Annotated in this window: 25 protein-coding genes; 24 read left to right on the forward strand and 1 reads right to left on the reverse strand. The window is 62.3% G+C overall.

Annotation, left to right across the window (positions count from 1 at the left end; translation table 11 throughout):
- Window positions 1–124: 124 nt before the first annotated feature.
- The 24 genes from G495_RS19180 to G495_RS19205 all read left to right on the forward strand — a co-directional run bounded on the left by G495_RS19180 (window position 125) and on the right by G495_RS19205 (window position 22,421).
- A complete protein-coding gene (locus tag G495_RS19180; RefSeq protein WP_169734394.1) occupies window positions 125–2,815 on the forward strand; it encodes a phage tail protein in 2,691 nt (896 codons plus the stop codon).
- 7 nt (window positions 2,816–2,822) lie between these two features.
- The gene (locus G495_RS0113295) at window positions 2,823–3,134 is read left to right on the forward strand and encodes a DUF7768 domain-containing protein (RefSeq protein WP_028588205.1); all 312 of its coding nucleotides are present in this window, start codon (window positions 2,823–2,825) and stop codon (window positions 3,132–3,134) included.
- Window positions 3,135–3,172: 38 nt separating this feature from the next.
- Window positions 3,173–3,607 (forward strand): CIS tube protein, encoded by a 435-nt coding sequence (locus G495_RS0113300; RefSeq protein ID WP_245588436.1) that lies wholly within the window; start codon window positions 3,173–3,175, stop codon window positions 3,605–3,607.
- Entirely contained in the window at window positions 3,604–3,894 is a 291-nt protein-coding gene (locus tag G495_RS0113305; protein WP_028588207.1) for a LysM peptidoglycan-binding domain-containing protein, read from the forward strand. The genes G495_RS0113300 and G495_RS0113305 overlap by 4 nt, the downstream gene beginning before the upstream one ends.
- Window positions 3,895–3,988: 94 nt before the next feature.
- Window positions 3,989–5,254, forward strand: a complete 1,266-nt coding sequence (locus G495_RS0113310; RefSeq protein ID WP_028588208.1) for a phage late control D family protein — start codon at window positions 3,989–3,991, stop codon at window positions 5,252–5,254.
- A 13-nt stretch (window positions 5,255–5,267) separates the two neighbouring features.
- The gene (locus G495_RS19185) at window positions 5,268–5,699 is read left to right on the forward strand and encodes a YcbK family protein (protein ID WP_084458265.1); all 432 of its coding nucleotides are present in this window, start codon (window positions 5,268–5,270) and stop codon (window positions 5,697–5,699) included.
- Entirely contained in the window at window positions 5,686–6,012 is a 327-nt protein-coding gene (locus G495_RS0113320) for a hypothetical protein (RefSeq protein WP_028588209.1), read from the forward strand. The genes G495_RS19185 and G495_RS0113320 overlap by 14 nt, the downstream gene beginning before the upstream one ends.
- Window positions 6,013–6,027: 15 nt before the next feature.
- On the forward strand, window positions 6,028–7,077 hold the full coding sequence (locus tag G495_RS0113325) for a phage baseplate assembly protein V (RefSeq protein ID WP_028588210.1): 1,050 nt from the start codon (window positions 6,028–6,030) through the stop codon (window positions 7,075–7,077).
- 11 nt (window positions 7,078–7,088) lie between these two features.
- Window positions 7,089–7,856, forward strand: coding sequence for a glycosyltransferase (locus tag G495_RS0113330; RefSeq protein WP_028588211.1), 768 nt, complete (start codon window positions 7,089–7,091; stop codon window positions 7,854–7,856).
- Window positions 7,849–8,223, forward strand: coding sequence for a hypothetical protein (locus G495_RS0113335; protein ID WP_028588212.1), 375 nt, complete (start codon window positions 7,849–7,851; stop codon window positions 8,221–8,223). The genes G495_RS0113330 and G495_RS0113335 overlap by 8 nt, the downstream gene beginning before the upstream one ends.
- A gap of 2 nt (window positions 8,224–8,225) precedes the next feature.
- Window positions 8,226–8,492 (forward strand): PAAR domain-containing protein, encoded by a 267-nt coding sequence (locus tag G495_RS19190; protein WP_035252238.1) that lies wholly within the window; start codon window positions 8,226–8,228, stop codon window positions 8,490–8,492.
- 11 nt (window positions 8,493–8,503) lie between these two features.
- On the forward strand, window positions 8,504–8,806 hold the full coding sequence (locus G495_RS21275; protein WP_084458267.1) for a hypothetical protein: 303 nt from the start codon (window positions 8,504–8,506) through the stop codon (window positions 8,804–8,806).
- A gap of 12 nt (window positions 8,807–8,818) precedes the next feature.
- Window positions 8,819–9,790: a hypothetical protein gene (locus G495_RS0113340; protein WP_051445384.1), complete on the forward strand. Its 972-nt coding sequence runs from the start codon at window positions 8,819–8,821 to the stop codon at window positions 9,788–9,790.
- Window positions 9,790–10,245, forward strand: a complete 456-nt coding sequence (locus G495_RS19195) for a GPW/gp25 family protein (RefSeq protein ID WP_084458269.1) — start codon at window positions 9,790–9,792, stop codon at window positions 10,243–10,245. The genes G495_RS0113340 and G495_RS19195 overlap by 1 nt, the downstream gene beginning before the upstream one ends.
- A 67-nt stretch (window positions 10,246–10,312) precedes the next feature.
- A complete protein-coding gene (locus G495_RS0113350; RefSeq protein ID WP_028588214.1) occupies window positions 10,313–11,722 on the forward strand; it encodes a baseplate J/gp47 family protein in 1,410 nt (469 codons plus the stop codon).
- The gene (locus tag G495_RS0113355) at window positions 11,722–13,293 is read left to right on the forward strand and encodes a phage tail protein (RefSeq protein ID WP_028588215.1); all 1,572 of its coding nucleotides are present in this window, start codon (window positions 11,722–11,724) and stop codon (window positions 13,291–13,293) included. Before G495_RS0113350 ends, G495_RS0113355 begins: the two co-directional genes overlap by 1 nt.
- Window positions 13,294–13,302: 9 nt before the next feature.
- A complete protein-coding gene (locus G495_RS0113360; protein WP_028588216.1) occupies window positions 13,303–13,896 on the forward strand; it encodes a hypothetical protein in 594 nt (197 codons plus the stop codon).
- A gap of 9 nt (window positions 13,897–13,905) precedes the next feature.
- Complete coding sequence (locus G495_RS0113365) at window positions 13,906–14,892, forward strand: hypothetical protein (RefSeq protein WP_028588217.1); 987 nt, start codon at window positions 13,906–13,908, stop codon at window positions 14,890–14,892.
- Between the two features lie 182 nt (window positions 14,893–15,074).
- Entirely contained in the window at window positions 15,075–15,476 is a 402-nt protein-coding gene (locus G495_RS0113370; RefSeq protein WP_035252241.1) for a hypothetical protein, read from the forward strand.
- Window positions 15,477–15,489: 13 nt separating this feature from the next.
- Complete coding sequence (locus G495_RS0113375) at window positions 15,490–16,023, forward strand: hypothetical protein (protein ID WP_028588219.1); 534 nt, start codon at window positions 15,490–15,492, stop codon at window positions 16,021–16,023.
- Between the two features lie 11 nt (window positions 16,024–16,034).
- A complete protein-coding gene (locus G495_RS0113380) occupies window positions 16,035–19,583 on the forward strand; it encodes a DUF4815 domain-containing protein (protein ID WP_028588220.1) in 3,549 nt (1,182 codons plus the stop codon).
- A 13-nt stretch (window positions 19,584–19,596) separates the two neighbouring features.
- The gene (locus tag G495_RS19200) at window positions 19,597–19,902 is read left to right on the forward strand and encodes a VrlD (RefSeq protein WP_245588437.1); all 306 of its coding nucleotides are present in this window, start codon (window positions 19,597–19,599) and stop codon (window positions 19,900–19,902) included.
- Window positions 19,899–21,212: a glycoside hydrolase family protein gene (locus tag G495_RS0113390; RefSeq protein WP_028588221.1), complete on the forward strand. Its 1,314-nt coding sequence runs from the start codon at window positions 19,899–19,901 to the stop codon at window positions 21,210–21,212. Before G495_RS19200 ends, G495_RS0113390 begins: the two co-directional genes overlap by 4 nt.
- A gap of 213 nt (window positions 21,213–21,425) precedes the next feature.
- Window positions 21,426–22,421: an amidoligase family protein gene (locus G495_RS19205; RefSeq protein WP_051445385.1), complete on the forward strand. Its 996-nt coding sequence runs from the start codon at window positions 21,426–21,428 to the stop codon at window positions 22,419–22,421.
- A 78-nt stretch (window positions 22,422–22,499) separates the two neighbouring features.
- On the opposite strand, the gene G495_RS0113400 is transcribed toward G495_RS19205, so the two are convergent.
- Window positions 22,500–22,808 (reverse strand): integrase core domain-containing protein (locus tag G495_RS0113400; RefSeq protein WP_028586583.1); only part of this gene is annotated, 309 nt, incomplete at its 5' end.

The raw sequence follows: 22,808 nt of genomic DNA on the forward strand, positions 1-22,808 counted from the left end.
ACCCCGGCCCAGGTCAGAAAGGAGCAGACCGCCCCGGTGTCAATAGCGGCCTGATTAGCGCAAATGAGTGTCCAAAAAACTGTAGACCGCTACACTCCTGACCTTGTCCATGGCCCTGGGTGCCGTGCTGGTCGTCGTCGGAGGAGTGATCGCCGCGGCCGGGACCATCGGTTTGATGCTCCCCGCCATCAAGACGGGACTTGCCGCCATGGGCGCGGCAATCGCCGGTGTGGGAAGCACGTTCGCCGCATATTTCCTTCCGGTGATAGCGATCATCAGCGGTGTGGTACTCGCCGTCTATCTCCTCAAACGAGCCTGGGAGACCAACTTCGCCGGCATCAGGGACACCATCCTCGGCGCGTGGGAAAAAGTGCAACTCGTATTCCAGGGAATCCGGGCGCTCGTTACATCGCTTTCCGGCGGAGCCGGGACTATGTCGGCCGACCTGGCCCAGAAGCTCGAACAGGCCGGACTGATGGGACTGGTGGTCACGGTCTTCCGCATCTACTACCGGGTGCGCCAGTTTCTGACCGGCATGTGGGAGGCATTCTCCGCCGCGTTCGGAAAGATCAGGGCGATTCTCGAACCCGCGGTCCGGGCGCTCATGCAGGCTTACGGCATGCTGTACAAAGCGATCTTCTCGGTCCTTGAAATCTTCGGCTTGGCGGCCTCTTCCGCCGACGCCTCCTCCTACCGGAGTCTCGGCGAGACCCTCGGCACGGTTCTCGGTGTGATCGCCAAGGTCGGCGCGTATCTCCTCAAATTCGTCATCTACAACCTGGCGGCCGTCATCACGGTGGTGGCTTGGGTGGTGCGCGCGGTCGTCTGGCTCGGCAAGACCATCGTCACCGCTTTCATCGAGGCGGGGAAGTTCATCTACAAGTTCTTTCTGCCGGTCCGGCTTTTGGTCGAGGCGCTCCGCATGGCGGCCCGGGTGGTTTACACGGTCTGGCGGGTGCTCACCGGCGACCTTTCCGTGCTCGACGGGCTCAAGGCCATCGGCGGCGCGGTCTTCGATTTTCTGGCCACGCCGTTCCGCTGGGCCCGGGACGTGATCGTCGGCGTCTGGGATTTTATCAAGGGACTCTTCTCCGCCGTCGGAAGTTTTTTCGCTTCCGCGGCATCGGCTTTGACTGCAGCCTTCATGAACCTGCCTCTGGTCCGAACGCTGGCCGATATCTTCGGCGCGGTCCGGGGATTTCTTTCCGGCGACACGACTTTCTACGAGGCGGGCAAGGCGATCCTCGTAGCGGTCGGCAAGGGCATCTGGTCGGCGGTCACCTATCCGTTCGAAATGCTCAAGAAGGCTCTCGGGTGGCTCCGCAGTCTTCTGCCGTTTTCCGACGCGGAGACCGGCCCCCTGTCGGACCTCACCGACTCCGGAGCGGCCATCCTCAAAACACTGGCCAAGGGAATGCTCGGCGTACTCTCCCTGCCGGGCAAGGTGCTGGGTCTGGCGCTGCAAGGGATGCTGGACGCGGTCCGCTGGGTAGGGAACGGCTTGAAAAGCCTGGGAAGCGGCATTCTCTCCGCGGTCACCTGGCCGTTCAGGAAAGGAGCGGAAGCCGCGTCCGCCGTCTGGCGTACTGTCGGCACTGCGGCATCGAACGCTTGGAACGGGCTCACGGCGCTCGGTCGTGGAGCTGCGGGCGTGTTGGCCGCGCCCTTCAGTTGGATGTTGTCCGCGGCCGGGACTGCCTGGAACGGCATCGAGCACGCGGCGTCAAGACTCTGGACCGGCATCGGCAACGTCGGGCGCACGGCTTGGTCGGTGGTCAGTGCGCCGTTTTCGTGGATCGCCGGTTCCGCGGGAGCGGCCTGGGACCGGGTCCAAACCTCTGCCGGCGCGGCCTGGGATGGAATCGGCAACCTACTGCAAGGTGGATGGAACCGGATCGGTTCGCTGTTTCAGTCGTCCTGGTCGCTGCTTTCCGCGCCCTTCGACTGGATCGCCGGAAGCGCTGCCTCCGCCTGGAGCCGGATCACCGGCACGGCGTCGACGGCATGGGACAGCCTCAAGACCATGGCGCAGAGCGCTTGGGAGTGGATCAAGGCCCCGTTCGAGGGTTTGGCATCGGTCGCATCGTCCGCATGGGAACAAATCAAAACCACCGCATCGAGCGCTTTCGGATCTCTGACGTACAGCGTGTCCGCACTGGCGGGATCGGCGTTCGAGAGCGGCAAGGCGTTCATGACCGCCGTGGGAGAGGGTATCAAGTCCGCCGTGAGTGCGCCGTACCAGGCGGCGAAGTCGGCCCTTTCGTTCGTGCGGAATCTGCTGCCTTTCTCCGATGCCAAGGAAGGCCCGCTCGCGGACCTGACCCGAAGCGGTGCGGCGCTGATTCAGACCCTGGCCGGAGGCATCACCAAGGCAGCGTCCGCGCCCGCCGAGGCCATGACCCGCGCATTCGGGTTCATGACCGGGCTGACCGGAAAGATCGCCGCTCCGGCCATGTTGGCGGGAACCCTGGCGCTCACCCCGGTCATGGCAGGAGAGGCTCCACCGGTTGCTTCCGATATGGAAAGCACCATATCGACCGCGCAGACGCAGCAACCGGCCGCTTCTCTTCCCACCGGACAAGCCCGTCTTCTCGGCGAAACCAAAGGAGCGCTCGGTACGGAGTCCGGGATGCCGGCCGTACCTCCGGGAGAGACGCTTGGCCCGGCGCTCGATTCCTTGCTGGCGAAGCTGGATCAGCTCGGCGAGCGGCCCATCGAGGTGTCGGTGACAACGCTTCTCGACGGACGGCAGGTGGCCCGTTCCGTGTACCGGGACCTGCGCGAGCGCAAGATCAAAAATTACGAGACGCTGTGAGGAACGCATGAAACGAGTATTCATTTGCAGCCGGTACGCCGGGGACGTTCTCCGGAACACGGCGACCGCCGAACGGCTCTGCCGGAAGGCGGTGGCGCGCGGTTGCGCGCCCTTCGCGCCGCACCTTCTCTACACACGCTTCCTGGATGACGAAAAGGCGTCCGAACGCGAGGCAGGCATCGCCTGCGGACTGACGTTCATGGAGATCTGCGACGAGGTCTGGGTGTTCACCGGCGACGGTCTTTCCGACGGCATGCGCCGGGAAGTCGATCATGCCCGACGTCTGGGCAAGCCCGTAGTCGAGCTGGAGGTGCTGTAGCCGTGGCTTGGGACCAGAAAGAGATCACCGCGTACTTGGTGGACGTGGATACGGGCGACTACCTCGATTTCCAGTACAACCCGAACGACATCGTCGACGAGAAGAGCACGGCCTATGCGGCCATCAAGATACCTGGCATGAGCCATCCCCGCTACCAGTACGTGGCCGGTGAGCCGCGCAAGATCGGCTTCAAGCTGGTCTTCTTCAAAGGGTCCGTGAAGGAGTCGGTGGACTGGCTGCGCTCTCTGCTCTATCCCGAACACGCCGGAACCATGCTCAAGAACGCCCCGCACCGGGTGATTTTCATGTTCGGAGACCTCTACCCGGGCGTGCTTTGCGTCGTCCGTCAGGTGAAGGCCCGGTTCTTCCACATGTTCGACCGAGACAACCTGCTGCCCCAGCACGCCGAGGTGGACGTGTTGCTCGAGGAGTACATCGACCAGTCCGTGGACTATTCGGAGGTGCGCGGATGATCGGACGTCGATCCAGATACGCGGCATCCATTCTCTACACGTCGGGAGAAGGGGATTTCCTGGGCACGCGTCTTCCGACCGCAGGCAAGCCACGCCACGACGACCGGTTTCACACGGTGATCGAGGGGGACCGGGTCGATTTGCTGGCCCATCGCTATCTCGGACAGGCCGATCTCTGGTGGATCATCTGCGGCTACAACGACATTTTCTTCCCGCTGGAACTGACGCCGGGAACCATCCTACGTATCCCCTCGGCGGAACACGTCAGCATGCGGCTTCTGGACTGAGCCCCCGGACGCATCAATCCCGACACCTCGCGCCGCGCGCCGGTAAGTATCCGGTGGAGTCCGTCCTTCAGGCGGGCCGACTGGAGACCGGCGCATGGATATCGACACCTTCAAACCGACTTTTCTGATCCAGATCGAGGGGCAGACCCTTTCGGCGGATATCACGCAAGAGATCACTTCGTTCGTCTTCGAGGACAACGAGGAGGAACTCGACGTCCTGGAACTCGCGATCACCGACCGAAACCTCCAGTTCGTCGACGATCCCCTGTTCCAGGAGGGCAACGAGATCGTCGCCCGTTTCGGATATGTCGGCAACCTCTCGCCGCGCAAGAAGGCGGTCATCAAGGATATCGACTACGACTTTCCGGAGGACGGTGACCCGACCATCCATATCAAGGCCTATGACAAAGGCTTCAAGCTGGCTGGAAAGGAGAACCAGAAGGTTTGGCAGAAGCCCGCGCCCGGCATCCTTTATTCCGAGATCGCCGAGGAGATCGCAGGGGCCAACGGCCTCACTCCGGTGGTCACGGCCACGAAAGCTCGCCATCTGCGCGTAACCCAGAGCAACGTTTCCGACGCACAGTTCCTCAAGGAGCTGGCCGGAAAGGCGCGCGACAAGGACGGCGACGGCGTCACCGGATACGTCTTCTACGTCCAGGACGACGAGCTGCATTTCCATCCCCGCGATCTGGACAAGAAGCCCGCCGCGATCCTCGAGTATTTCACCGACCGCAAGGGCGTTCTGCGTTCATTCCGCCCCTCGACGCAGTCGCAGGGGGCCAAGGGAGCGGGCGTCGAGACCAAGGCCGTGGGCGTGGACCCGCGCAAGAAGGAGCCGGTCGAGCACAAGGCTAACAACGATACCACTCCGGAGCGGACCTCGCTGGGGAAACGGACCTATCTGGTGGATGGGAACACTGGCGAAGGGGCTTACAAGGAGCAGGAGTCCGGGCAGGTGGTCCCCACCTTTGACCGTTCCGAGGGTTTTCACGAGGAGCCCCGACAGGAACCGGCCCAGGACCTCTCCGAGGGGAAGTTCCGCGAGGCCGAGCTCCGCCAGGTGGAAGCCGACGCGGTGACCATCGGTATCCCCGCGCTGCGCGCCAAGCAGAACGTGGAGGTCAAGGGCGTGGGCCGCAAATTCTCGGGCGTCTACTACTGCCATTCGGTCCGCCACGCTTTCGGCGAGGGCGGATATCACTGCGAACTGAAACTCAAGAAAAACGCCCTGGGCAAAGGGGCCGGCGACAAGTCGGACGAGGCCAAGGGCAAGCAGAACGACCAGGAAGCTCCGCCAACGCCGAAGGAAGAGCCGCCGCCGATGGTGACCATCGACGCGGACAGCGGGCGGAGGCTGTAAGGAGAAAAAGCACATGGGAGATTTGAGCCGGAATTTCTCCAGAAGCGAGTTCGCCTGCCGTTGCTGCGGCAGGGCCGACATCGATCCACGCCTGGTGGAGGCGCTCCAGCAGCTCCGCGATCTTGCGGACGCGCCCGTCCGCGTCACCAGCGGCTACCGCTGCCCCGAGCACAACCGGGCGGTGGGCGGTGCGAAACAGAGTCGGCATCTGCGCGGACACGCCGCGGACATCGTGATCAAGAGCCTGTCCGTCGCCGGGATGTACGAACTCGCCGAGCAGGTGGCCGCCTTCCGTAACGGCGGAATCGGCGTCTACCCGGAGCAAGGATTTGTCCACGTGGACATCCGCGAGGTGCGGACCCGATGGGGACACCTCGACGACAAATACGTTTCGTTCGAAGAAGCAATGAAAACCAACGGAGGTGAACGCAATGCAACAGCTTGAACAGATTCTGACTTTCGTCCTGGACCACAAGGAACTCATCGCGACCTTGTTTGTGACGCTCATTACCGTCATCAAGCTCACGGCCTGGGGCCGGGCCAAGGCCTCGGCACTTGACGCGGTGATCGGCGTCATCGAGCGGCTCGGAGCGAAAGAGGTCAAAACCGGCATCGCCGGTCAGGAACTCAAGCTCGAAACCGCGGCGCAGGACGCCCTGCGTCATGCCGTGGCCAAGGCCGATCCGAAGAAGACGCCAGACGGAACCGTCACCCGCATCGTGCGCGAGGTGGTTCGGGGCTTCCTGCCGCTGAAGTAATCCGAGGGACGAATCGTGATCGAGACACAGGACCGCCAGCACGAGGAACGCTACAAAAACCGCTGGTACGGAAAGTATAGAGCGTTCTTGAGGGACAACAACGATCCGGAGCGGCTCGGCCGCTGCCGGCTCGAAATTCCTGCGGTGCTCGGAACCGGCAAGGAGAATTGGTCTGAATGGGCGTGGCCCTGCTTTGCCTACGGCGGAAACGAGGACATCGGCGTGTTTCTCATCCCCGAGGAAGGCGCGTCAGTCTGGGCCGAATTCGAAGGGGGCAACGTCCAGTACCCGATCTGGTCCGGCGTGTGGCTGGCCAAGACCAACCCCGGCGAACAACCGGAGGAATCCAAACGCCTGTGCTCCGACCCGACCTGCATCGACTGTGAGGACAAGCTCGAACACAAGCCCGACCGGCGGGACGACCTGGAGCACAAGAAACACCACGGGCACCCGCCGTACTACTGCCCGCGCCGCAAGGTTCTTCTCAAGACCGAGACCGGACACACTATCGTTCTCGATGACCGCGACGAGGAGGAGTTCCTCAAGGTCATCGACCGGGCCGGGCAGATTCTTCATATGGAATGCCGCGTGAAGCGCGATGTTCAGACCGGCAATGCGCGCCGCCGGGGAACCAAGGATGCCGAGCAGGGCGACCAGCTCGACATCGACTCGGACATTAAGGACCAGAAGGCCCGCATCGAGATCACCGATCTGTGCCGGCAGTTCGTGCGTTGGGAGGCCTGGAAGGACAAGGAAAAAATCCACATCCAGTCCTGCGACAAGTCCCGCGCCCGGTGGCAGAAGATTCTCATCGACACCACCAAGGGCAAGGAGAAGGTCCACATCTGGGGACTCTGCGGCACACAGGAAATCCTCATCGATTCCACCGCCGGGACCGAGATGATCCGTCTCACGGACAAGGCCGACCAAGTCGTCGTGATGAACGCGGTCGGAGGGCAGGAGCGCATCCAAGCCACGGACAAGTCTGGAAGCATGATCCTCATGGACGCCGTCATGGGGAACATCGTCATCCGCTCGACGAACAAGGTGTTGATCAACCCGTAGAGGAAGAACTTATGTATCCAACCGTTTCAATAATCATCAGGGGATATAACCGTGAGCGATATATCGGCCGGGCCATCGAAAGCGTGCTTGCTCAGACTTATACAGACTTCGATCTGCTCGTTTGGGATGACGGCTCGACCGACAAGACCGCCCAAATCGTTATCGAATGCGCCAAGAAAGATAGACGCATCCGTATTGCCGCATGCAACCACCGGGGGGCCGTCAAGTCCCTGAAAGCCGCCCTGGCCGACACCTTCGGGCCATACCTGTGTTGGGTGGACAGCGACGATACGCTCGCTCCCACGGCATTGGAGGAAACGGTCGCGGTGCTAAATGAAAACCCGAACGTCGGAATGGTCTATACGGACTACCAGGTCATCAATGCCGCCGACCAGGTCAAGAGTTACGGCAGGCGCTGCCGAATTCCATATTCCAAAGATCGACTGCTTCTCGATTTTATGACCTACCATTTTCGGCTCATTCGGCGTTCGGTGTTCGAGCAGGCCGGCGGCATCGACGACGAGTTTCAATGCGCCGAGGATTATGACCTTTGCCTGCGCCTGTCGGAAATCACCGAAATCCGCCGTATCCAGAAACCTCTTTACCATTACCGCATCCATCCTGAATCCGTTTCCCATGAGATGAGATTGGAACAGGTCCAATGGTCTCGGGAGGCTATTTCAAGAGCCTTGGAACGTCGTGGCCTGTCCGAGCGCTTCGAGGTTGATCTACAGATTCGCGAGCAATTCAGATTGAAAAGGAGAAACCCCGATGGATGAACGTGAACTCGGCCACACGCCGTGTAACTGGGAGCAAAGCGAACGTCTTCTGGCACGCACCTTCGAATCCTGGAGGGCCGAATTCCGTACTATCCTCGAAGACCACCGCCGGGAAATCCAGGCACGCTTAGAGAAGATCGAACGCGAGATCGAGAAGAAATCGGACAAGGAGAACGTGGACCTCTTGGTGCGGAACATTCAGGACGACCTTCGCCGCCACGCTGATGACATCAAGAATCTGCAGTCGGGGATGAACGAGAAGATGGGCGTCGAGACCATGTGGAAGGTGATCGGTCTCGTGCTCACCGTCGGCGGTGCCGTGGGTGGCATTGTCGGCTTTCTGATCCACCTTCTGGCGGGGAAATAGTCATGGCTCGACCCCAGGCGAGACTCGGCGACATCTCGAGCCACGGCGGCGTAATCGTCACAGGCGCGCTTCGCACCATCGTCAACGGAAGACCCGCGGCGCGACTGGGCGACTTGCACGTCTGCCCGATACCGGGTCACGGCGTAACGCCCATCGTCACGGGCAGTCTCGACACGGCGACCGAAGGACTGCCAAACGCCCGCATCGGCGACATCACGGCCTGCGGCGCGATCATCGTGACAGGCAGCCTGAACACGAACGACGATTGAGGGGGCGAGCAATGGAATTCGGTGAAATGGATTTCCGCTACTGGGATGTATTTCCGAAAAAAATCAGGGTCACGCGTAGTTGGTGGTCCATGTCGATCCCCCTTTCGATCCGAGGAAACCCCAAAGGCGAATTGCAATACGAATCCGTCAATTCGGACATCGCCTGGGTCGACTGGGAAGGACGAGTGCAACTCGGTTGGAGTGTCGGAGCGACGGTCATCATTGTCTATGATTCTCCTTCGCGGGACAGTGTCCGCTACATCCAGGTTGAAGTGATCGAGGAAAGCGGAGGCGGATATGGCATTCCGTCATAGGAGTTATTCGTCATGGTGATGTTTGACGAAGAAGGTTTCGGATACGGGTACGGATATGGCTACGGCGAAGAAGGCGGGCCGATCATCGAGCAGACGAGTTCCTCGGAATCCCACTATGAACTCATGGCGCTGGCGCGTCTGATCGCCGACGGGCTCGGCGTGACGGACAGCGAGGGTGAGCCGCCCTATCTCCAGCAGATCCGAGACGGTCTGGCCGAGATCAAAGGCATTCTGCAGCAGAGTCACGACGCCTCCGAAACCCTGCGGGCGGAAGCGCAAACGGTATTGGAGGCTCACGCAGAAAGCGCGCAGCAATACATGCAGGCCGTGGATCAACCGATGCCGCCGAATTTTGACCCCTTCGTCACGATGCCCGCCGGCACTGTTGTGAGAGACCTTCCCGATGGAGGACGCCTTTTCACCCTGGCAGATGGCGTCATGGTTCGGGTGGGACCGGACGGAAGACTGACGGCCATCGGTATGGATGGCTCTGTGGCCCTTCTCGAACCCGCACGCGGCTGCGTGATGACCCTTCCCGATGGGCGAGAGCTTTCGCTCAAGCCCGAGGCGGTGCGGATGACCCATGAAGCGGCCGGGATCGAGGGGCTTCCCCTGGACATCGATCCGAACCAGACCGCGCAAGGACGCTACCGCATCGAGCTGCCGGGCGGATACCGGTTGGATGTATTCCAGTCAGAGCGCACAGCCATGATCGGCAACCCCGCGGGCACCTCGGTGGTGCTCGGCATTTCCCGGATCGAAGGCGTGGGAGAGGATATCGAGGTTCGTCTGGTCCCCGGCGGGGCCAAGGGCTTTACAGCCACGGAAAGCGGTCACAAGGGCGTCATCGAAGCCAACGGCACGATCCATGTCGCCATGGCGAACGGCTTGGACTTGGTCATTCATTTCCCGGACGACGATGGCTCCAATGGAGACCCAGGTTCGGATACCCCGCCCGGCTGCATCTGCGAGGAGCGTGACTGATGGCTTTGGATTTCCTCGGACGCGGGTTGAAGTTTCCCTTCCGTTTTCAGCGGCGGTCCGGGGGCGCACAGATCTCTTCGGCCACCTCCACCGAACACGAACATATCCACGAGAGCATCATTCAGATTCTCGGCACCCGGCCGGGCGAACGCTTCATGCGCCCGGAATTCGGATCGAGGCTCAAGGACTTGGTGTTCGAGCCCAATGACGAGGTGTTGAAGGGCCTGATCCGCCATTACGTGATCGACGCCGTGAAACGCTGGGAGAAACGGGTCGTCATCACCGGCGTCTCCTTCGACGATTCCCCCTCCAATAAGGACAGCAACCTTCTTCCGGTCCGCATCGCCTATCGCGTCATTCAAAGCCAGGTGGAAGGCAACCTGGTTTATCCCTTCTACCGCGAACCGCGTCAATCCGCTCCGCCCCGACAGTTCCGCTCCGTCGCCGGTAAGTAACAAGCGGGTCCTCGTCCGGCTCGTCCGGCGGGACCACTTGTGACCGAACCGCAACGGACGAACGGAAATGGGCAGAGCAAGCATCGCTTACACGAACAAGGACTACGACTCCCTGCGCCGGGAACTGCTGGCGCGGGTGCCGCAGCTCACCGACCGCTGGACGGATTTCAACGCGTCCGACCTCGGCGTCGTGTTGCTGGAACTCTTCTGCGGCATCGGCGACATGCTGGCCTACTACCTCGACGCCCAGGCGGCGGAGGCATTCCTGCCCACCGCCCGTCAGCGGCAGAACGTCATCAACCTCTGCAAGCTTATCAGCTACCGGCTCGACGGGCCGGTGGCCGCAACCACCGCTTTGCGTTTCTCCCTGGCCGCGCCCCTCGACGCGGATCTGGTGATCCCGGCGGGAACGACGTGCAGGGCCCGTCTGGAAGAAAACGACATCGTGTTCGAGACGGCCGAAGACGCGACGATCCCTCGGAGCCGGACGAGCGTCGATGCAGGCGCGCGCCAGGGAAAACGCAAGACCGAGACCTTCACGGCAGACGGGGACACGAGCGATCCGATCATCCTGGCCGGAAAGGAAATCGCCCACGGTTCGATCCGTGTGTGGGTGCAGGACCAGGAATGGACCGAGGTCTCCCACTTCCAGGAAAGCGGCTCCGACTCGTGCCACTTCATGGCCGAGACCGATGCGCTGGACATCACCCGGATCGTCTTCGGCGACGGATTGCGCGGAGCGGTTCCCGACTCCGGCGCGGAAATCCGCGTCCAGTACCTCGAAACCCTCGGAGCCGAAGGCAACTTGGGTCCCAACCTCGTCACCGAGCTTCTCACGGCCGTCTACCTCGACGGCGGTCTGGTTCCTCTCGCGGTAACCAACCCGGTCCCCGCGACCGGCGGAGCCGCCAGCGAGACGCTGGAGCACGCCCGAAAACAGGCTCCGGCCGAGGTGCGCTCGCTCTGGAAAGCGGTCACCAAGGAGGACTATCTGGCCTTGGCGGAGGGGTTCCCCGGTGTGGCCAAGACCCAGGTCCTCGACGTCAACGACTGCAAGAACATCCGCTACTACCAGGTCAACCTGGCCGTGGCCCCGGACGGCGGCGGTCCGCCGTCAACGCTTCTCAAACAGGACCTCGCCGAATACCTCGAATCGCGCAAAGTCATCACCGTCGAGATCAACCTCTTCGATCCCGTCTACCGGCCGGTCTCGATTGACGCGGAGGTGTTCGCCTATGCCGGCGAAGACCTCGACCTGGTCCGGAGCCGCGTCGAACAGGCCTTGGCGGACTACTTCGCCTTCGACCGCATGAGCTTCGGCGCACCGGTCCATTTCTCGGATCTGGTCGCGCTTCTGGACGGCGTGCGGGGCGTGAGCCACGTGCGCATGTACACGCCGACCCAGGACGTCGACATCAGCGCCGGCCAGATCGCGGCGCTCGGTCAGGTCAACCTCGACGTGCGGAGGGCGTCCTGATGTCCTCCTACTTCGAAAAGAAACTCATTGACCTGCTTCCGCCGCTCTACCGCGAACGGGATGAGTCCGGCGATCTGGATGCCTTTCTCAAGGTCCCGGCCGCGAGCCTGGACGAACTCAAGGTACTGGCCGAGCGTTTCCCCGAGATCTTCGACATCGGGCGTTGCGAGGAGCGGTTCCTGCCGTTTCTCGGTGAGATCGTCGGTCACCGTTTCGATCCTACCGTCGATGCCGCCGCCCAGCGCAGGCTTATCCGCGAGGCCATAGAGATTTACCGGCGCAAGGCAACCATCCCCGCCATCGGCCGATCGCTCGTTGACATCGGGTGGGAGGGGCGCATCGAGGAGACTTTCCACAAGGCGCTGCGCCTGAACCGCCGTTCGGTTGTCGGACGGGCGAAGCTTCCCGGGCTGATCTACAGCCTGGGCGTCTACCGCATCGACAGCGATAACCTCGTCCAGGGAGTCCGGGACGCGCTGCCCTTCCATCATCCCGCGGGTACGCGGGTTTTCTTCCTGCAGTGGCTCTACACACTCCTGTCCATGGAGTCGGATTTCGAGGCGGTCATCAAGAAGGTCGTCGAGCGGGTGTGCCTCGGGCATCTGCACGAAACGTTCGTGGTCAACCACAATGCCCTGAACACGGATTTCCATCTCACCCGCAAGAACAAGACCTGGGGTTGGTGGCGGATCACCGACGGCACCACGCTCATGCAGGATATCGAGCGAGCCGCGGTGTGCGTCTCCCGCTGGCATGGTCGCTCGCCCCGGTTCCGCCTGAACACCGGCAACCTCAACGCCGAACGCCTGCCGAACCTGTGGATCAGCGAACGACGTGCGGCGTTCTGCTGCGAGATCGAAACCAAACCCGTAGTGGAACCCGGCGTCTCGTTCATCCGGCTGGCGGGCCAGGACCTGAATCGTTCGCGCCTGAACCGTTCCGCGCAGCCTTGCCGGATCAAGTTCCGCCAGAAAGACATGCTCGCGGAAGCCGTCCAGGATGCGCCCGACCTCACGGGAGACCGCCGCACGCACCGGTACGGGAAGCGGTCGCGGCTCTCCCATTGGTTCCGCGTCGGGCATTCGAGGCTCGGAAGGGACGACAAGGTCTCCGGCGCGGCCGTGGGCCGTCACCTTTTCATCACCGCTTACGCCGACGCTCAGTGGTCGGAGGTATCCGGCGCATGGGACATCGTCGACCGCTGGCGCGCCCGCAGGCCCGGCTTTTCCCTGAACAACAAGGCGCTCAACCTCGCCGAACTGACCGACGCCTATGTGACCGAGGCCCGCGCATCCTTCGAGATGGACGTGGAAACGGGCATTCCGCGCAGAAGACGCGTGGAGACGCTTCTGCTCAACCACCGCAGACTGAATCACACAGGCTTGCTCCTGTCCGTGGACCGGACCCGGCCGATGCGGCTCGGCTCGATGCCGCTCAACGCCTCGGGCTTCCGCAAGTCGAAGCCTTGCCTTCGCTGGCGTTTCCGCCAGCGGGACGATCACGCTCAGGCGACAGCCGGTTTCGAGGCGGCGGCGAACCAATACACGGTCACCCAATGGCCGGCGGCATAGGAGAGATCGATGGCGATACATCTGTACGAAGACCTGACATTGACCCTGCAAGTATCCGAAGGGGACCTCGCGAATCCCGATGACGACACCTACAACGGCACGGACGGGGAAGCGAAAGACAAGGAGCTGTTCGTGGCCAACGAACAGACGATCCTCGCAGCGGCCCTGGCATCGGGGGAAACCTCGCTCCAGCTCTTCGCACCTCTCTTCATCGACGGCGAAATCATCATCGTCGACGACGAACAGATGCGCATCCTGAGCGGCGGCGGGACGACCGTCCTCGCGGTGGAACGCGGCTACGGCGGCACAACCCCGGCCGCCCACGATGCGGGTGCCGTGGTCTATTCCGGGTACGACTATACCGGGCTGGTGATCGAACCGGTGGATGTAGCCGGGGGAGACGAGTCGGATTGGTACGTGCTGGCCCTGACGCAGGCGGGTCTCGATACCGCCGTCGGCGGCGCACCGCTCAACCTGGGCGATAAAGCCCACGACGTGACCCTTTCGTTCTGGCGTCGCTGCACGGTGCCGTCCGGAACGCCGGTGCAAAACAAGACCGACCTCAAACTCCGGCTCACCGGCACGGAAAATCCGATCCTGTAGGAGGAACGCATGGCCTATCACAATGTATCCGGGACCGCTTCGAACACGACCGACTTCCTCGTCCGCCTGAAAGACTTCCTGGTGGGAACGGTTGGATGGTCGCTTCACGACGACAGGTCGGGCGACGCCGAGCCCAGCTACGTGCTGGCGTCCACGGGAGAAAGCGGAGCCGAGGACATCTTCCTCCGGTTCGTCAACGACACGGCCGCCGACCGCATTGCGGTCCGGGCCTACCTATATTGGGATGCGGTGACGCACGCGGGCGTGAAAGAGGCGTTTCAAACCAGCTACACCTACATCAAGACCGTGGACGCTTCGGCTTTCCTGTATTGGATTTACGCCGACAAGGATCACGTTTTTATCGTCACCAAGATCGTCGCCACCTACTACGGGCATTACAGCGGTCTGATCAAACGCTTCTGGTCAGGGGCGGTGGCGGTCACCCAGGCGGCGGCCGGACCCGGCGCGGACATCACGGTGCAGGTCAACGACGCCACCCTTTTTACGGTCGGCTTGAGCTACATCATCAAAGACGACGTCGGGATCGAGCGCGCCCAGGTATCCGCCGTCGACACGGTTTCCACCCCCAATACGGTCACTCTGGCGAGCCTCGTAAGCGCCTACACGGCGGGAGCCAAGATCGGCGAAGACCCGCAGCCGGTCGTAGTCGGCCACTACCAGTCCCCGGGCAGTATTTACGCCATCAACAAATTCGACGGGTGGGCGAGCGCGGCCGGACAGACCGGATCATGCGCCGCGGCCCACGGCAATTTCCACACCGCCGCCAATCCCGACCAAAGATTCGGACTGGTCACCATGTTCCCCTGGCTCGTCGCGCACACAACCGCGGCTTACAAGGAACTGCGCGGCGAGTTGATCGAGGTCTATGCCATCGGCAGCGGTGCGGCCGATTCGGAGGACGTGCTCACGTTAAACGGTGCCTCCTACAAGATCTTCAACCTGTCCGGTCCGGGATGGTGCGCGGTGAAGGAGTGATCCCATGGCGGTGAAGCAAGGCACCAATAAGGAGATTTCGGCAAACGCCGGACGCCTGACCTCGATGTTCCGGGTGGTCCGGAACGTCGGTAAGGCGAACAGGATCACCGGGAGGCTGAGACGTGGCAATCCGTAGCGGAAACACTCTCTCCGTCCGGCCCTTCGCAGGGTCCGTGGTTCCGATGAACCGCGCCCAAATGCCGGCCTTTCCGGCTGTCGTTTTCGAGGCCGTCGGAGCGGCGTCCGAGACGCGGACAATCCGCCGCGACACGAACGCGGCCTTGAGGATCACGGCGGAAGTGGACACCCCCGCCGACATCCAGGCCGTGATCGTGCGGCCGGTCCTGCGGAGCTTCGATCTGCGGGGATGGGTGGTCCGTTTCCCGACGGTCCTTTCCGACGCAGCCGTCCGGATTCACCGGTCGGTCGAACGGCGGAGCGATACCCGCTGCGCGGTGTTCGCTGAGATCGAGCGGACGGCGGATTCGAAACAACTTGTGGTGCGCGAGACATCCCGTCAAGCGGAAGCGCGCCAGACCGTCTTCGCCGTGCTGATCCGCGAAGGCCACACGATCCAGACCTGAAGGAGGAATACCAATGTCACTTGGACTCATCGTCAAAACGGGCCGCATCCTAACCGCGCGGCTGCTCATGGGAGACCCCATCGAGGGCATTACCCACTGCGCCATCGGCGAGGGCGACGCCACGTTCACCGATCCAATCAATCCGCCCGCCCCGGACATCGATCAGACAACGCTCAAGAACGAGCGGGCCCGCAAAAAGCAGTACAAGCGGACTTTTCTCAAGGAGGACCCGGAAGGGACGCTCATCGTCAACGGTATCCATTACATCGAAACCGCCGAGGAGACCCAGACCATCGGCGTCTTCTTCCGCTTCGAGGAAAACGAGGCCAACGGCATCACCATCCGGGAGTACGGCTTCTTCGGGGGCGACGTGGCCTACATCGCCGGACTCCAGTCCGATTATGCGGCGAACGGCGTTTACCACCCGGATACCAACCCGACCGGTGAGGTGCTCGATCCCGGCTACCTGTACGAAGTGAAGAACATCCCCGACTTCAACAAGACCTCGGACACACGCGTTGAGCTGGTCGGGGTCATCAAGATTTAGGAGGAAAGACCATGTCCATCTCGCGCGATACGTTCGACCCGGCAAAAAATTACAAGCGGGTCCGCTACCACCAGGACCGGGACCTGCTCGACTCGGAGCTCAACGAGCAGCAGGACATCATCAACCAGGAGCGCAGGAAGCTCGCGGACATCCTCTTCAAGGAGGGGGCCATCGTAAGCGGCTTCGGCGTGACGGTCGTCGCCAATGTGCTCACCGTGGCTGAGGGGCTGGTCTACATCGACGGCTGTCTGGAGCGCGTGCCCGGCGCGGTGCTCACCTACGACCCGGCCAAGACGAGCGGCGCGGATTACGTCTATGTCGAGCTGCTCAAGTACAACTACGGCTACAACCAGGACGCCGTGCTCATCAACCCCGCGACGGGCGAACCCACCGCCGAGCGGGAAAAGTGGATTCTATCGCTCAAGGATCACGACACGAGCGGTGAGGCGCTGCCCAACAACGTGACCCAGCGCAAGGTGGTCGCCCTCCACAAGTTCGACCGTGAGACCGGCGATGTGACAGCCACCGTCCGGGAAAAATCGAACCTCTACCTGCAGGACCTTCTCGGGACGCTGCCCGGAAGTCGGATCACGGTCGCATCGATCACGGAGGATCAACTTGCCTTCGCCGCCGCCGAGGGGCTGAACTCGCTGCTCCAGAATCTGGCCGAGCGCACCTACGACCAGGCCGGAAGTTATCTGGTCAAGGGGCTCGACAGCTTCATCGGCGACAACGACGGCGAGAATGTCGAGGTGATCACCAACGCGGGCCGCGCCTACATCCAGGGGTTCCGCCTGCAGAAAGACCTGCCCACAACCACCTTGGTGCCCAAGTCCACGGCGGTCAAGTCGGTCCGCGGCGAGCAGAAAACATACGTGATCGGCACCCGGCGCTATGCCCTCAACAACACGCCGCTCAAGGAAACCACTCAGGTCGAAGCCATCGTCGAGATCGTCTCCAACATCACGCGCGGCTCCGTCGGCGGCGGGGAGGACCTGCTCGTCCCCAACCCGGTGGTGGACATCCTCGAGGTGAGCCAGGGCGCGACGGTCTTCCAGGAAGGAGCGGACTGGCAGCAGTCCGGCAACTACGTGGACTGGCTGGGTTCGGGCAACGAACCCGCCATCGGCACGACCTACACCGTCCGCTGGACTTACACAAAACAGATGATTGAAGGGACGGACTATGTGGACGGAGGCTGGTTCGGACGCTCAGGACACCCGGCGGCGGACGAGTATTTTTACCTGGTCACCGTTCAGAGCGCCACAGGCGAGACTCAGTACGACTCGGCCAAGGTCGTGTCCCGCGACACCCTGACCGGGGAAATCAACCGCCTCTCCTGGCTGCCTGTCAGCGGCGCGACCGGTTACCGCATCTATCGCGGCACGCAAAATACGGCCCGCGCGGACTTCCAGCGGCTCAAGGACGTGGCCGCCGGAGTTACGTCATACACCGACGACGGCGTGGACGAGATTGTGGGCGGCAACCCGCCCGCCTCCAACACGAGCGGCCTGACCATGTCCCCGGTACAGGTCGAACCCGGCAATCTCTCCATCATCAACTTCGGCCGCACCAGCATCGGCGACGAGCCGGTGGGCGGCTCCAACTGCAGTATCGATTACGACTACTACATCGGACGCAAGGACATCATCTACGCCACCACCCGCGAGATCAAACGGCTGGAAGGCGCTCCCGCGGACTGGCCGAAGCTGCCCATCGTCCCGGAAGGTACGCTCGGGCTGTGCAGCGTCGATTGTCCGCCGAACTCGGTGGATCTGGCGGTCTTCAATTTCGGGCTGACCCGGATCACCATGGACCAGATCCACGAGATCATCAAGGACGTCGAGGACCTCAAGTACAACGACGCCCAGTTCCAAATGAACAATGAACTGCAGAACCGGGACGCCCAGACCAAGAAGGGTGTCTATTCCGACGACTTCTCGAACGACGCCCAGTCCGACATCTATCACGGCGAGTGGAGCGCCCGCATCGACCGGGTCCGCCGCTTCGCCGCACCGGACAGGGCCGCCTCGGCCACCGTACTCACGATAAATCCCTCGGCGAGCAACGCATTGTTCAAGGGCAGCCTCGCGCTGCTGCCTGCCACGGAACGTGTGCTCGTCGAGCAGACCGACTGGTCCGAGGTCAAGAACATCAACCCCTACGCCGTGTTCGAGAAACCGGCTGCGTCGCTCGAGATCACGCCGAACATCGGAAGGCGCGGCCAGACCGGGATCGCCGTGGTCGGGTCCAACTTTCAGTCCAACGCGAACAATGTGACCATCCGCTGCGACGGCCAGGTGGTGGCTTCGGGTGTCCATGCGGATACGGCGGGCCGCGTGACCGCGTCCTTCGTCATTCCAGAGAATGTGCGCAACGGCAACCGCATCGTGGAAATGAATGACGGACTCTACTCAGCCCGGGCCAGCATTCAGATCAACGACCCGATGATCATTACCCGCATCGAGCGCATCGTCGAGGAGCGCATCATCCGCGTGCCCGTGGTGCAGGTGGTCTGGCGCACTCAGATCGTCACCGTGCGCAGTGATCCTCTGGCGCAGACCTTCAGTTTCACTCAGGACAAGGTGATCTCCAGCGTAGGGCTGTACTTCACCGCCAAGGACTCGTCCATCCCCGTCACGGTCCAGATCCGCGGCGTTACCACAGGTCTGCCCAACGGCATGATTTTCGCGGAAAAGGTACTGGCCCCGGGAGACGTGACCCTTAACACCGAAACCAAGGTCGTCTTCGCCAATCCCTTCTACGCCCAAGCCGGAACCAGCTATGCCGTGGTGCTGCTTACCAACAGCAGCAACTACCGCATGCGCGTCGCCACCCTGGGGCAACTGGGACAGAACGGCGTGATCACCCGACAGACCTATGTTGCCGGCGTGCTCCTGGAAAGCTCCAACGCGGAGACCTGGACCCCGCTCAACGGTTCCGATCTCACCATGAAAATCTATGGTTACGACTTCCAGGCCAGCGGAGAGGTCCGCTTCCAGCCCATCACCGGCGTGCAGTTCAGCGATCTGAACCTGGACGAATATTCATCCGCTCCTGAAGGCACCGGCATCGCATGGGAGTATTCGACCGACGGCGGCGTCCTCTGGGACGCCATCGTGCCCGCGGAGGAGGAGCGGCTCCCCAACCTGGCAAATCAGGTGCTGGTCCGGGCCCTGTTCTCCAGCAACGCCGTCAACAACTCTCCGGCGTTGATTTACAAGGACGTGAACCTCATCGGATATCTCAACAACACGACGGGAGCGTACCTGAACCGCGAGAACGAACTCACCCAGGGCGTTTCATCCACCAAGCTCTACACCCAGATGAACATCCCGAGCGGGACGACCATCAACTGGTTCGCCTCCAACGACGGCGGAGCGACTTGGGAGCCTATGTCGATCCAGACGACGCGCGAGATCGACCAGGAATGGACCGAGTATACGCTCACCAGAACCTTTTCCGATCCGAACGGAAACAAGGTCCGCTACAAGGCGGAGATGACCGGCAACAACCTGGTGTACCCGAGGATTCACACCCTCGGCGCGACGCTGAGCTGATCGGAGGGATGCCATGATCGTTCGAAGGCAAGGCGGATTGACCGAGTTCATTCCGTCACCACAGGAAAAACGCGAGGGCATCCTGCGGGATCACACCCTCGATCTGCTCGCCAATCTCGACGCCCGCATGCGGCGCATCGAGGAGCTGCACGGTATTGAGCCGGAGGCCGCGGAGGCGTTCTCCGAACTCATGGCCCTCATCCGGCGGGAGGAGATCGAAGCCGGGCGGATCAACCGGGAACTGATGGACGCCGGATACCTGCATGAAGACCTGTCCGCCGCGGCGCTTGCGGCGCAGGCCGGGAGGAACCAACCATGAGCATCACCATCAAGAGCAACACCGACACGATTTTGGAACTGCCGGGGTTCACCGGAACCCTCGGACCGGGTAAGAGTTCGGTCGTTCCGGCGATGACCCCGGACCTGCTGCGCGCCGTGGACCTCGGCCTGCTGCTGGTCCCCTCCGGAGCGGAACCGCCCGAGGGGCTGCCGCCGGTCGTGTTCGACCACAGCTACCCGCACGTCCTGCCTCTTACAGCCGGGCGTGCTTACTATGTCCGCATTCTCCGGTCCCCTGGCGCTTTCTACGACGGAACCCGGCCCCGGAACTTCATCGCCTATTACGGCGACGGTGCGGGTACGACTTGCGCCTTCTCCGACGACGGGCTCATCTGGGACACGGAGAAAAAGGTCACCGGCATCGCAGCCAACGGCTATCACGTGGTTTGTGCCCTGGAGACCGCTGGCCGGTTGCGCATTCTCTACTGGAACCCGGATGTCCCGAATCAACCCTACGCCATGGCCGGGCTGCGAACCGCGGTCTGCGATCCGTCGGTCGACCCCGCCGCGTTCACAGGCGATACCCCGTGTTCCGGCGACCTGGTTACCGAGGGAAGCGTTCAGGTCTGGAACCGCGGCCATTACGGGCCGTCGTTCCTTTGGTACAACCCGCTGCCCACCTCGGGAGACGGAAAACCTTTCACCTGGCGCTACGCCATGTATTTCATCGCCTCGACCGGCGGCAACGACAGCCTCGGTCTGGCCTGTTCCGACGATGCAGTAGAGTGGAAACTGATCGGAAACGGCCCGATCCTTTCCGGCTTGATCGACCCGCAGCCTTGGGAAGGCGCGAACGGCTACGTCTCCGCGGCCCACATGGAACGGCTTCCGGACGGGCGCTGGTGGATGCTCTATTCCGGGGGCTCCGCGGGAAACGCCGGCATCGGCTACGCATGGTCGTGGGACCGCGTCCACTGGCGAAAGGCCGAGATCAACCCTGTGTTCAAAAACGGCAGCGGGCCATTCCTCGAACGCTGCTACACGCCGAGCATGGTCCGGGACGCCGACGGCTCGCTGCTCCTTTACCGGGCGGCCAAAGATGCGACCGCCTACCGGACCTTCGTTTCCCGTCTGCGGGCTCCGGCCCTCGGCTGGAGCGACCTGCTCGGACCGGACCGGCTCGGCCAGGGGCTTACCTCGCGGGAGGCCATCCATCGGGGCGTCGGCACCGAGGCCGAACGCGACGCGGCCATCCCCAATCCTTCCATGGGCGACGAGTGGTTCAACACCGACCTCGCGGGCGGCGGCAAGTGGGAGAAACACACCGGGACGATCTGGAAGCAGACCTGATTCCCGGAACACCTCTCTTTTCTTCGGACGCCAGGAAATCCCGTAATCCCGCGTGTTTCCGCAGGTTACGCTTCCATGTACATAACTCATTGGAATCAAAGGAGTTATGTGTCGAATTCGCCTTGCTTTCTGTTCGGAAAGAAGCCTGTATGTGTGTGAACACAAGAGCCAATCCCTTGCCGGGAACGGGCTTACAGAACGCAAGGAGAGACCATGGACTTACGCCGGATCAACTTCGGAATCGAGATCGAGACAGTCAAACGGACGCGCGAGCGGGTCGCCCAGGCGATCCAGTCGGTGGTGGGCGGCCAAGTCCGCCACATCGGCAGCCCAGGGAGCTTCGATCCTTGGGAGGTCACCGATGACCATGGACGGGTTTGGAAAGTGGTATCCGACGGCTCGCTCATCAATGTGCCGATACACCTGCGGGCCGAGGTGGTGAGCCCCGTCCTGTCCTACGAGGACATCCCCGCCCTCCAGGAGGTCGTCCGGGCGCTGCGGGCCTGCGGAGCCAAGGTGGACGACCGTTGCGGCATCCACGTCCACGTTGACGCCATGGCCTTTGACGGCCGGACCCTGGCGAACCTCGCCAAGATCGTCTACAAGCAGGAAGCGCTCATCCTCACCGCCCTGGGTGTTAACGAGACCCGCCGCCGCAACTACAGCAAACCGGTGAGCGACGATCTCATCGCGCAGATCGAGAGACGCCGTCCCAGGACCAGGGACCAGCTCAACCACATTTGGTACGGCTACCACAATCGGCAGCCCCAGCACTACGACAGCACCCGCTACCACGGGGTGAACCTGCACAACGTCTGGTACCGGGGCACGGTCGAGTTCCGCTGGTTCGAGGGGACGCTCCACGCGGGCAAGGTGAAAGCCTACATCCAACTGGTACTGGCCGTGGCGGCCAAGGCGCTGAACGGCAGGGCTGCATCGAGCCGCAAGCGGTCCTTCGATCCTCAGAGTGCCCGGTACGACTTCCGGGTCTTCCTGCTCCACCTGGGGCTCATCGGCGACGAGTTCAAGACCGCGCGCAAGCATCTGATCGCCGCCTTGCCGGGGGACTCGGCCTTCAAACGGGGCAGGGTGAAACCAAATGAACAACCCGCCGACAAGGCGGAACCCTTCACGGAGGCCGGGCCCGAAACCCGGCCTCCGGCGTTTTCGGGGGAAGAAACCGGCGGGACGGAAGGAGGCGCGTCATGAGAGTGCTGATCCGAAACACCGCGCTCAATGGGCAGCCGTGTAGCGGTCTACAGTTTTTTGGACACTCATTTGCGCTAATCAGGCCGCTATTGACACCGGGGCGGTCTGCTCCTTTCTGACCTGGGCCGGGGTCTTGTACCCGTGTCGGCCAACGATCCATTCCCGATTGTAGGTTTCCTTGAATTCCAGCAGGGCCAGTCTCAGTTCTTCAACCGTGTCGAAGTGCCTGACCCAGAGCAGGTTTTCCTTGAGGGTGCGCACGAAGCGCTCCGCGATCCCGTTGCCCTGCGGCTCACGCACATAGGACGGAGAACTCTTGATGCCCAGGAAGGCGATTTCGTCCTGGAATACGTCCGAAACATACTGGCTGCCGTGGTCATGCCGTAG

It is taken from the genome of Desulfocurvus vexinensis DSM 17965, assembly GCF_000519125.1.
Taxonomy (GTDB): domain Bacteria; phylum Desulfobacterota; class Desulfovibrionia; order Desulfovibrionales; family Desulfovibrionaceae; genus Desulfocurvus; species Desulfocurvus vexinensis.